Annotated in this window: 10 protein-coding genes and 1 riboswitch; of the genes, 6 read left to right on the top strand and 4 right to left on the bottom strand. The window is 55.8% G+C overall.

Going from position 1 to position 10,518, the window contains the following annotated elements; translation table 11 throughout:
• The first annotated feature begins 523 nt into the window (after positions 1-523).
• Positions 524-2,539, top strand: a complete 2,016-nt coding sequence (gene uvrB / locus IAE27_RS25060) for an excinuclease ABC subunit UvrB (RefSeq protein ID WP_004111544.1) — start codon at positions 524-526, stop codon at positions 2,537-2,539.
• A 313-nt stretch (positions 2,540-2,852) separates the two neighbouring features.
• Here the strand turns inward: uvrB and pmrB are convergent, their stop codons facing one another.
• The 4 genes from pmrB to yvcK all read right to left on the bottom strand — a co-directional run bounded on the left by pmrB (position 2,853) and on the right by yvcK (position 7,282).
• Complete coding sequence (gene pmrB / locus IAE27_RS25055; protein ID WP_004100423.1) at positions 2,853-3,950, bottom strand: two-component system sensor histidine kinase PmrB; 1,098 nt, start codon at positions 3,948-3,950, stop codon at positions 2,853-2,855.
• A 4-nt stretch (positions 3,951-3,954) separates the two neighbouring features.
• Positions 3,955-4,626 (bottom strand): two-component system response regulator PmrA, encoded by a 672-nt coding sequence (gene pmrA, locus IAE27_RS25050; protein WP_004111549.1) that lies wholly within the window; start codon positions 4,624-4,626, stop codon positions 3,955-3,957.
• Positions 4,623-6,266, bottom strand: coding sequence for a phosphoethanolamine transferase EptA (eptA, locus tag IAE27_RS25045; RefSeq protein WP_135800076.1), 1,644 nt, complete (start codon positions 6,264-6,266; stop codon positions 4,623-4,625). Before eptA ends, pmrA begins: the two co-directional genes overlap by 4 nt.
• Positions 6,267-6,376: 110 nt before the next feature.
• On the bottom strand, positions 6,377-7,282 hold the full coding sequence (yvcK, locus tag IAE27_RS25040) for a uridine diphosphate-N-acetylglucosamine-binding protein YvcK (RefSeq protein WP_004100435.1): 906 nt from the start codon (positions 7,280-7,282) through the stop codon (positions 6,377-6,379).
• A gap of 365 nt (positions 7,283-7,647) precedes the next feature.
• Positions 7,648-7,786: riboswitch (molybdenum cofactor riboswitch) on the top strand.
• Between yvcK and moaA the strand changes: the two genes are divergently transcribed.
• The 5 genes from moaA to moaE all read left to right on the top strand — a co-directional run bounded on the left by moaA (position 7,774) and on the right by moaE (position 10,484).
• Complete coding sequence (moaA, locus tag IAE27_RS25035; protein ID WP_004100437.1) at positions 7,774-8,763, top strand: GTP 3',8-cyclase MoaA; 990 nt, start codon at positions 7,774-7,776, stop codon at positions 8,761-8,763. Its footprint overlaps the riboswitch before it by 13 nt.
• 21 nt (positions 8,764-8,784) lie before the next feature.
• Entirely contained in the window at positions 8,785-9,297 is a 513-nt protein-coding gene (gene moaB, locus IAE27_RS25030; RefSeq protein ID WP_004100439.1) for a molybdenum cofactor biosynthesis protein B, read from the top strand.
• 3 nt (positions 9,298-9,300) lie between these two features.
• On the top strand, positions 9,301-9,789 hold the full coding sequence (moaC, locus tag IAE27_RS25025) for a cyclic pyranopterin monophosphate synthase MoaC (protein ID WP_004100440.1): 489 nt from the start codon (positions 9,301-9,303) through the stop codon (positions 9,787-9,789).
• On the top strand, positions 9,782-10,030 hold the full coding sequence (gene moaD, locus IAE27_RS25020; RefSeq protein ID WP_154022900.1) for a molybdopterin synthase sulfur carrier subunit: 249 nt from the start codon (positions 9,782-9,784) through the stop codon (positions 10,028-10,030). Before moaC ends, moaD begins: the two co-directional genes overlap by 8 nt.
• A 1-nt stretch (position 10,031) precedes the next feature.
• On the top strand, positions 10,032-10,484 hold the full coding sequence (moaE, locus tag IAE27_RS25015; RefSeq protein WP_004100447.1) for a molybdopterin synthase catalytic subunit MoaE: 453 nt from the start codon (positions 10,032-10,034) through the stop codon (positions 10,482-10,484).
• The last annotated feature ends 34 nt before the right edge of the window (positions 10,485-10,518 follow it).

Below are 10,518 nucleotides of genomic sequence, written 5' to 3'. Positions count from 1 at the left end.
TTTGCCGATAAACAGCAAAAAAAATTCAATAAATTTTTTTCGCAGCGGGTTTTGCCGGTCCGCTCGGTTTTGTTCGGGTGGCTTGGGTCAGGGGCTGCAGACAGTTATCCACTATTCCTGTGGATAACCTTGTGTATTAGAGTTAGAAAACTTGCGGTAAGCTAGAGACTACGCGGCCTGCGGGCGAATTGACGCGAAACCCGTCTTTTATTAAATTTCATTATATTTCAAATGCTTAAATAAAAGCAATGCCTGTAAGAAAAGTGTCACCGGCTGCCATAAAACATTCATCCACTCGCTTGACAAATGTTAAATGTCAATACTTTCTGGGGATAACCCCACAGAGTGGTGGATTATCCGCAAAAGCGCTATTTATTCGTCTATTCTGACGGCAAAAAGGGCTGATTCGCCCGGATACGATAATAGGATACTGTTTTTATATCCAGTATTTTTTATTGGCAAAAGCTGTGCTGGCGAGTAGAATTAAAGACCTGCCGTTCAACCCTTCTTCAGGTCCTGATAGATGAGTAAACCGTTCAAGCTGCATTCTGCTTTCCGTCCCTCCGGCGACCAGCCGGAAGCCATTCGTCGCCTGGAAGAGGGTCTGGAAGATGGCCTGGCGCATCAAACGCTGCTCGGGGTGACCGGCTCAGGCAAAACTTTTACCATCGCCAACGTCATTGCCGACCTGCAGCGCCCGACGATGGTGCTGGCGCCGAACAAAACGCTGGCGGCGCAGCTATACGGCGAGATGAAAGAGTTTTTCCCGGAGAACGCGGTGGAGTATTTCGTCTCGTACTACGACTACTATCAGCCGGAAGCCTATGTGCCAAGCTCGGACACCTTCATCGAGAAAGATGCTTCGGTAAACGAACATATTGAACAGATGCGTCTGTCGGCAACCAAAGCGCTGCTGGAGCGTCGTGATGTGGTAGTGGTCGCCTCGGTCTCCGCCATCTACGGTCTCGGCGATCCGGACCTCTATCTGAAGATGATGCTGCACCTGACGGTCGGCATGATCATCGACCAGCGCGCCATTTTGCGCCGCCTGGCTGAACTGCAGTATACCCGCAACGATCAGGCCTTCCAGCGGGGTACCTTCCGCGTGCGCGGCGAGGTGATCGATATCTTCCCGGCGGAGTCTGACGACGTCGCGCTGCGCGTAGAGCTGTTCGATGAAGAAGTCGAGCGCCTGTCGCTGTTCGACCCGCTCACCGGCCACATCGAGTCGACGATCCCGCGCTTTACCGTCTACCCGAAAACCCACTACGTCACTCCGCGCGAACGTATTGTCCAGGCGATGGAAGAGATCAAAACCGAGCTGGCGGAGCGTCGTAAGGTGCTGCTGGAAAACAATAAGCTGCTGGAAGAGCAGCGCCTCAGCCAGCGTACCCAGTTCGATCTCGAAATGATGAACGAGCTAGGCTACTGCTCGGGGATTGAAAACTACTCGCGCTATCTGTCAGGGCGCGGGCCGGGCGAGCCGCCGCCCACGCTGTTCGACTACCTGCCGGCGGATGGTCTGCTGGTGATTGATGAATCCCACGTCACGATTCCGCAAATCGGCGGCATGTACCGCGGAGACCGGGCGCGTAAAGAGACGCTGGTGGAGTACGGTTTCCGTCTGCCGTCCGCGCTGGATAACCGTCCGATGAAGTTTGAAGAGTTTGAGGCCCTGGCGCCGCAAACGATCTACGTTTCGGCAACGCCGGGCGCCTATGAGCTGGATAAATCCGGCGACGAAGTCGTCGACCAGGTTGTCCGCCCGACCGGGCTACTGGATCCGGTCATCGAAGTGCGCCCGGTAGCCACTCAGGTCGACGACCTGCTGTCGGAAATTCGCCTGCGTACCGCGATCAACGAGCGCGTATTGGTCACCACGCTGACCAAACGGATGGCGGAAGACTTAACCGAATATCTGGAAGAGCACGGCGAGCGGGTGCGCTATCTGCATTCGGATATCGATACCGTCGAGCGTATGGAGATTATCCGCGATCTGCGCCTCGGCGAGTTTGACGTGCTGGTAGGGATCAACCTCCTGCGTGAAGGTCTGGATATGCCGGAAGTCTCGCTGGTGGCGATCCTGGACGCCGATAAAGAAGGCTTCCTGCGCTCTGAACGCTCGCTGATTCAGACCATTGGCCGCGCGGCGCGCAACATCAACGGTAAAGCGATTCTCTATGGCGATAAAATTACGCCGTCAATGGCGAAAGCGATCGGTGAAACCGAACGTCGCCGCGAGAAGCAGCAGGCCTATAACGAAGAGCACGGTATTGTTCCGCAGGGCCTGAATAAGAAAGTGGTCGACATTCTGGCGCTCGGTCAGAATATTGCCAAAACGAAAACTAAGGGGCGCGGTAAGTCTCGCTCGCCGGTTGAGGCGGATGTCGTGGCGCTCACGCCGAAGGCGCTGCAGCAGAAGATCCACGAGCTGGAAGCGCAGATGATGCAGCACGCGCAGAATCTGGAGTTCGAAGAGGCGGCGCAAATTCGCGACCAGCTTCATCAGCTGCGCGATCTGTTTATCGCCGCTTCGTAGCGGAGTTGCCAGATAAATATCGCCCGGGCTTTACCGGTGCTTCAGGGGGGGGGACGGGCGGTGTTTTTCGTGGGGCGGGTAAGGCGTTAGCCGCCACCCGAGAGAAAAGCGAGCGCATGAGCCAAAACGAGGCGCAACACGTTTTGTCTATTTATTGCCCCTCTGTCGCGATTTTCCGTGATGCTTAATGTTGGCTTAATATTGTTTGGCGAAACTATCCTCAATCTACTGAGGATAGCGCCATGCAAAAATTAACCTTCCGCGAATATCTGGCAGTCACCTGCGCTTTTGTTATCGTCGTTGCCTTTTTTCATCAATGGGTGCTGACGTTCTGACGGACAGTGTCGGGAAAAAGCACCCACGCGCGAACGCCGGGCCCGGGCTGACGGTTATGTAAAAAGAACTGGGCGTCGTGCAGCTGGGCGATGCGGGTGACGATGCTTAACCCGAGCCCGATACCACCGTAGCGGCTGTCCATGCGGACGAACGCTTTGCTCAATTCACCGCTTTTGGCCTCATCAATGCCCGGACCTTCATCTTCTACCGCCAGAACCGGCGTGGGGCCGGGGGCTATCGACACTTTAATCGTCGAGCCCGTCGGGCTGTAACGATGCGCGTTTTCTACCAGATTGCGTAAAATCACCTGCACCAGCGTGGCGTCACCTGACACTATCGCTTCACCCTCTTTGTCGCTGACCACCAGCTTTTGCTGACGCTGTTCCAGCATCGTCTCCAGTTCGCTGCGCAGCGGCTCGATCACATCTTCCTTCAGCCTGACCTGCTGATAGCTGCCGGCGGAGAAAGACTGGCCGACCCGCGCCAGCTGAAGCAGTTGATTAATGCTGTTGGTCATCTGATCGAGGCGCTGGATCAGCGGGGCGACGCTAACGCCATGCACTTTCGCCAGCAGCTCCAGATGCAGACGCAATCCGGCCAGGGGCGTGCGCAGCTCATGGGCGACGTCGGCGGTAAACAGGCGCTCGCGATCGAGCGTTAAGTTAAGGCGGGAGACCAGCTGATTAATCGCGGTAGTGACCGCGGTGACTTCGGGCACCGACTCTTGCAGGGCGATAGGCCGCAGGTTATCCGGGGTACGGCTTTCAAGTTCCTGCTGGAGGCGGGATAGCGGCCTGGTGATTTTTTTCACCGCCAGCAGGGAGATATAGAGCGCCAGGCCGATAATCAGCAGGCTCGGGATCAGCAGACTGGCTACCGCTTCGCGAACCTCATGCTCAATATGCTTCTGATTATTATGACCTTCGATGGCGCTGGCCACCAGCAGCTGAATCTGTTCCTGGCTTTCATGCCACAGCCAGAACACGCTGATGAGCTGGCAAACCGCCAGTATCGCGCCAATGGTCAGCAGCAGCCGATGGCGCATGGTCCAGTTTTTACTGACAAACAGAGCCATAGCGTTATTCGGCTCCTGTATTATCGACCAGCATATAGCCGAAGCCGCGGACGGTGCGGATCCGCGATTTACCCACCTTATCGCGTAAATTATGGATATGCACTTCCAGCGTATTAGTGGCCGGTTCGTTGTCCCAGCTGTAGATATCGTTATAAAGAATCTCGCGGTGTACCGGACTGCCCGCCTTCATCATCAGGCGGGAGAGCAGCGCGTACTCTTTCGGGGTTAGATCCAGGGACTGTTCGCCGAGCCAGACCAGCCGCCGGGTGACGTTCAGGCGCAGGTTACCGATAGTCAGCTCGTTATCGCCCTGATTGTTGTGGCGACGCAGCAGGGCGCGGATGCGCGCGTTAAGCTCTTCAAGAGCGAAGGGTTTAACCAGATAGTCATCCGCGCCGGTATCCAGGCCGCTAATACGTTCATCAACGGTATCGCGGGCGGTGAGGATCAGCACCGGCTGGCTAAACTTCTCTCGCCGCATGCGTGCCAGAAAGTGCAGGCCGTCCTCATCGGGCAGCCCGAGGTCAAGCACCACCAGACTGTAGTGGTTGCTGGCCAGCGAGAGCGCGGCTTCGTGGGCGGTAGAGACGCCGTCGCACACGTAGCCCTCGCTTTGCATCGCCAGAATTAATCCTTGTAACAGGAGCGCATCGTCTTCAATGACTAAAATTTTCATCGGCCTGCCTCTCTACATGGCGTTAAAATATCGTCTGTTGCCTGGTACTCGTGAGTGCTGACCCCGAGCAGACCGAGCAGGGTGGAGAAAAGGTTATCCTGCGAATACGTTTGGGTTTTCGCTTTTTGCTGCAAACACTGGCTGGAGACCCCATAGCGCTGTTGATAATCCGCTGACAACCACAGCAGCATGGGCACATGTTTTTGCGTATCCGGCGCTATGGACCACGGCAGCCCGTGCAAATACACCCCATCCTCGCCAAGCGACTCTCCGTGATCCGAGAGATATACCAGGCTGGTGGTAAATTTATCCTGCTTCGACTGCAGTAATTTTATCGCTTTGTCGACCACATAATCGACATACAAAATCGTGTTGTCGTAGGTATTAGTGAGCTGTTGCTGGGTGCAGCTCTGGATCTCATTGGTATTGCAGGTCGGCGTAAACTGTTTAAACTGCGCCGGATAGCGATTGTAGTAGGTCGGCCCGTGGCTGCCGATGGTATGCAGAACGATAATCCCGTCCTGCTGTAGATTATCGATATAGCTATCCAGATTATGGAACAGCACTTCGTCGTAGCACTCGCCGTCGATGCACTGGCCGCTCAGCTTAAGATCGGTGACGTTTTCGTGCGGCACCCGGTCGCAGGCCCCTTTACAGCCGCCGTCGTTGTCATTCCACTGCACTTTAATTCCCGCCCGTTGCAGGATATCCAGCACGCCTTCCTGATGATGCGCCAGCTCTTCATCATAGTGGGCGCGCGGCATATTGGAGAACATGCAGGGGACGGAAACCGCGGTAGCGGTGCCGCAGGAAGTCGTATTAGCGAAATAGATCACGTTATCCTGCTTCAGACGCGGGTTGGTCTCGCGAGAGTAGCCGTTCAGGGAGAAGTTGGCCGCCCGCGAAGTTTCACCTAACACTACAATGGTCAGATTTTTCCGCGGTCCGCTGCGCATCTGCGGCTTCTGAACGGCGTCTTCGCCAATTTCGACCAGCGGAAGATTGTCCATTCTGTTATGCGCATACCATGAATTCACCGCCACAATGCTGTTTGACGGGCTCAGGGACTTTACCAGCTCTTTGTTGTTGCGAAACAGCGAAGCGTAATCTTTATAGAAGAGGGCAGCGACCAGAATAATCAGCAGCGCTGAAACCGCGATGCTCACCAGCCGTACGGCAAGACTGCGCCAAAGCGTCTGCGGTTTGCGAATTTTGATCCACCATGCCGCGACGACGGCCAGAATGCCGGAAAGCCCCAGTATCAGCACCATTTTCCCGGAGAGCAGCGCAAAGCTCTCCGCGGGCGTGGTATCGAAAATATTGGTAATCATCGCCCGATCGATAACCACCCCGAAGGTCCAGATAAAATACTGGGCCGAGGCGCTGAGCAAAATAAACAGGCTAACCACGAGGCGGTCGAGCTTCAGGAACGAGGCGAGAGTGGTGATGATATTCATCACGCTGATGGCCACTATCGGCATACTGAGGAATACCAGCCAGTTATGCAGACCGTTAACCGGCAGCAGGGTAAATGCCTGGCGATAGAAAGCAAGATTCAGCGCGAGGCCGATATAGCAGGCGAACAGAAGCAAATAGGCCGTACGGCTGAGTACCGGCCGACGTAAAGAAAATAACGACATAGCGAACGTCCACATGAAGAGATGTTCGCTATCCTGCCGATTCTTTTTTAAGACAACCTTAAGATTTTAAGCCAGCCAGCTTTTGCCGCCACAATTAAGCCGCTTGAGGATTAACCTAACGCCTGAATGGCCTGTTCCAGCGCGTTGCGTAATAGCTGCCGATCGTGGCGATAGGGCACATCGCTGGCGTCCAGCGGCGTCTGAATGATGACCCGCTGTTCAACCCCTGCGGTATCGGCTTTCGGGCCGACAACCAGCGCGTCAATTACTCGTTTGCCGATTTGTTGCTCCATAATGGCGACCCTGTCGGCCAGCGTCAGGCTGGCCGCCGGGCTATGCTCTTTGCCGAGGTTATCGATAAATACCATTGGCGCGGGCGTGCGGCGCAGCGCTTGCGCCAGTTCATCAAGCAGCAAAATCGGCATCAGGCTGGTATAGAAACTGCCGGGGCCAATGAGGATTAAATCGGCTTCGGCGATAGCTTCTAGCGCCTCCCGGGTTGTGGGCACCGGCGGGGAGAGCATAAGCTCGCGCGGTACGCAGGCCAGCTGATCGATATTGACTTCGCCGTAAATTTCGTGCCCGTCCTGATCGATAGCCATCAGATCGACCGGCTGTTCCGACATCGGGATCAGAAACGCATCGACCTTCAGTAAATTGCGGATCAAATTGATCGCTTCAAGCGGCCGAACGCTCAGATGATCGAGGGCCTTAAGCATTAGGTTTCCGAGGTTATGCCCGGAAAGTTCGCCGTTACCGCTAAAACGGTATTCAAACATCGCCGAGGCCACGCTGGGTTCAGCAATTAACTGATTAATACAGTTGCGCATATCGCCCCAGGCGATGCCGCCTTCCGCGCGGCGAATACGTCCTGTTGATCCGCCGTTATCGGTTGTAGTCACAATGCCCGTCAGGCGCGAACCCAGCGAAGAAAGCGATGACATTACCCGTCCCAGCCCGTGTCCGCCGCCGAGAGCCACAACGCGATCAAGATCGGCGAAAGTACGATTGCGCATAAAAATCCTTATCTCAATTAATCGGGCTCACAGTAACTGATTTCACCTTAAAAAACGATGTCCGTTCTCTCCAGGTATGAAGGATATTTTAGCGTGGCAATGGCGAGAATATCAGCGTACTGGTGAATTCCCGCCGATTGCCAGGGTGATATTTTTAGAGCTTTTGCGCTCCAGATAACCTACTACGCGGGAAAAATAAAATACTCAACGGGTCTGTTACCGCCCGAAGGCAAAGAGGGGAGGGATAAATTACGCTGCTTTCTCACACGCTTAGTCGTAAAAAAGCGAGATAAATCCGTTATATACATCGTTACATAACGAAATGTGGGTATGGCATAACCCTGGTTTCCGCGCTACTATTCGGCGTAACCCACTAACACTCTAGCCTCTGTGCCTGTGTCGAAAGATATGGTGCTTTGGCCGTGACAACTTCGGTTGCCACCAGGGCGCGAAAAGAAATGACCGCGTCTCCCGTATTTGGAAAGGTGTCTATGGCTTCACTGCTTACCGATGCATTTGCGCGGAAGTTTTACTATCTGCGTTTGTCGATTACCGACGTATGCAACTTTCGTTGCACCTACTGTCTCCCCGATGGCTATAAGCCCGGCGCCGTCACCAATAAAGGCTTTCTCAGCGTCGATGAAGTGCGTCGCGTCACGCGGGCTTTCTCCGCTCTGGGAACCGAAAAGGTGCGCCTGACCGGCGGTGAACCCTCTCTGCGACGCGATTTTACCGACATCATCGCCGCCGTGCGGGAAAACCCCTCTATTCGCCAGATTGCGGTCACCACTAACGGCTACCGGCTGGCGCGGGATGTTGAAAGCTGGCGCGATGCCGGACTGACGGCGATTAACGTCAGCGTGGATAGCCTCGACGCCCGTCAGTTTCATGCTATAACCGGCCAGGACAAATTTCGTCAGGTGATGGACGGCATCGATGCCGCATTTGCCGCTGGCTTCGAAAAAGTGAAGGTCAATACCGTGCTGATGCGCGATGTTAACCATCATCAGCTTGATACCTTTCTCGCGTGGATCCAGCCGCGCCGCATTCAGCTACGTTTTATCGAATTGATGGAAACCGGCGAAGGCAGTGAACTGTTCCGCCGCCATCATATATCCGGCATGGTGCTGCGTGATGAATTGCTGCGCCGCGGCTGGATCCATCAGATCCGCCAGCGTAGCGATGGTCCGGCGCAGGTGTTTTGCCACCCCGACTATGCCGGGGAAATCGGCCTGATCATGCCTTATGAAAAAGACTTCTGCGCCACCTGCAACCGTCTGCGCGTCTCTTCCGTAGGAAAACTGCACCTGTGCCTGTTTGGCGAAGGCGGCGTCGATCTGCGCGATCTGCTTGCCGATGAGCAGCAGCAGCCGGCGCTGGAAGCGCGGATTTCCGAAGCGTTAACGCATAAAAAACAGACCCATTTCCTGCATCAGGGCAACACCGGTATTACCCAGAACCTGTCGTATATTGGCGGATAATGCATTTTAAGGAGCGATCTAATGAGTCAGGCCAGCGCTGAGTTTATCCCGACCCGTATTGCTATTCTCACCGTTTCCAGCCGACGCGGCGAAGAGGACGACACCTCCGGCCACTGGCTGCGCGATGCCGCCCAGGAGGCGGGGCACGTCATCGTCGATAAGGCGATTGTTAAAGAGAACCGCTACGCCATTCGCGCCCAGGTATCGGCGTGGATTGCCGGCGATGAGGTGCAGGTGGTGCTGATTACCGGCGGTACCGGCTTTACCGACGGCGACCAGGCGCCGGAAGCGCTGCTGCCGCTGTTTGACCGCGAGGTGGAAGGATTCGGTGAGGTATTCCGCATGCTCTCCTTTGAGGAGATTGGCACCTCGACCCTGCAATCCCGCGCCGTTGCCGGGGTAGCCAACCGCACGCTGATTTTTGCCATGCCTGGTTCAACCAAGGCCTGTCGTACCGCATGGGACAATATCATTGCGCCGCAGCTCGATGCGCGCACGCGCCCTTGCAACTTTATCTCTCATCTTAAGAAGTAGTTTATGTCACAGCTGACCCATATTAACGCCGCCGGCGAAGCGCACATGGTCGATGTCTCAGGGAAAGCGGAGACGGTTCGCGAGGCGCGCGCCGAGGCCTATGTTGAAATGCAGGCGACGACGCTGGCGATGATTATCGACGGCAGTCATCACAAAGGCGACGTCTTCGCCACTGCGCGTATCGCCGGGATTCAGGCGGCCAAACGCACCTGGGAGCTGATCCCGCTTTGTCATCCGCTGATGCTGAGCAAAGTCGAAGTGAATCTGCAGGCGCAGCCCGAGCACAACCGGGTGCGTATCGAATCCCTGTGCCGTTTGACCGGTAAAACCGGCGTCGAGATGGAAGCTCTGACCGCCGCTTCCGTTGCCGCGCTGACCATTTACGATATGTGCAAGGCGGTGCAGAAAGATATGGTGATTGGCCCGGTGCGCCTGCTGGCGAAAAGCGGCGGTAAGTCCGGCGATTTCAGAGTGGAAGCTAGCCATGATTAAAGTTATTTTTTTTGCCCAGGTGCGCGAACTACTCGGCACCGACTCACTGACTCTCGATCCGAACGGGCTGACCACGGTTGAAGCCGTTCGCCAGCAGCTCATCGCCCGCGGCGACCGCTGGGCGCTGGCGCTGGAAGAGGGCAAACTGCTGGCGGCGGTAAATCAGACGCTGACGACCTTTGATCATCCGCTGGCGCCCGGGGATGAAGTGGCATTTTTCCCGCCGGTTACCGGGGGCTAATATGACGCAGACGCGTATTATTGTCAGCCATGACCGCTTTAAAGTCGGCGAGGAATATCCCTGGCTGGCCGAGCGCGATGAAGACGGCGCGGTGGTGACGTTCACCGGTAAAGTCCGCAACCACAATCTTGGCGACAGCGTCAAAGCGCTGACCCTTGAGCACTATCCGGGAATGACGGAAAAATCGCTGGCGGAGATCGTGGAACAGGCGCGCGAGCGCTGGCCGCTGGGCAGGGTGACGGTGATTCATCGTATCGGCGAAATGTGGCCCGGAGAAGAGATTGTCTTTGTCGGCGTCACCAGCGCCCATCGCGGCAGCGCGTTTGCGGCGGGGGAGTTTATTATGGATTACCTGAAGACCCGCGCGCCGTTCTGGAAGCGCGAGGCGACGCCGGAAGGCGAGCGCTGGGTGGATGCGCGAGATAGCGACCGCAAGGCGGCAGAACGCTGGTAGTGTGGTACGCTTAGAAGATAAATTTCGTTAATCA

Origin of the sequence: Klebsiella sp. S69, from assembly GCF_016516145.1 — a bacterium.
GTDB classification, from domain to species: Bacteria; Pseudomonadota; Gammaproteobacteria; order Enterobacterales; family Enterobacteriaceae; genus Klebsiella; species Klebsiella oxytoca.
Note: the sequence above shows the minus strand (reverse complement) of the source record. Positions and strands in the feature narration are given on the sequence as shown.

Coding starts and splice junctions, on each gene's coding strand:
- uvrB (WP_004111544.1), top strand. CDS start 524: ATGAGTAAACCGTTCAAGCTGCATTCTGCTTTCCGTCCCTCCGGCGAC.
- pmrB (WP_004100423.1), bottom strand. CDS start 3,950: ATGGCTCTGTTTGTCAGTAAAAACTGGACCATGCGCCATCGGCTGCTG.
- pmrA (WP_004111549.1), bottom strand. CDS start 4,626: ATGAAAATTTTAGTCATTGAAGACGATGCGCTCCTGTTACAAGGATTA.
- eptA (WP_135800076.1), bottom strand. CDS start 6,266: ATGTCGTTATTTTCTTTACGTCGGCCGGTACTCAGCCGTACGGCCTAT.
- yvcK (WP_004100435.1), bottom strand. CDS start 7,282: ATGCGCAATCGTACTTTCGCCGATCTTGATCGCGTTGTGGCTCTCGGC.
- moaA (WP_004100437.1), top strand. CDS start 7,774: ATGGCTTCACTGCTTACCGATGCATTTGCGCGGAAGTTTTACTATCTG.
- moaB (WP_004100439.1), top strand. CDS start 8,785: ATGAGTCAGGCCAGCGCTGAGTTTATCCCGACCCGTATTGCTATTCTC.
- moaC (WP_004100440.1), top strand. CDS start 9,301: ATGTCACAGCTGACCCATATTAACGCCGCCGGCGAAGCGCACATGGTC.
- moaD (WP_154022900.1), top strand. CDS start 9,782: ATGATTAAAGTTATTTTTTTTGCCCAGGTGCGCGAACTACTCGGCACC.
- moaE (WP_004100447.1), top strand. CDS start 10,032: ATGACGCAGACGCGTATTATTGTCAGCCATGACCGCTTTAAAGTCGGC.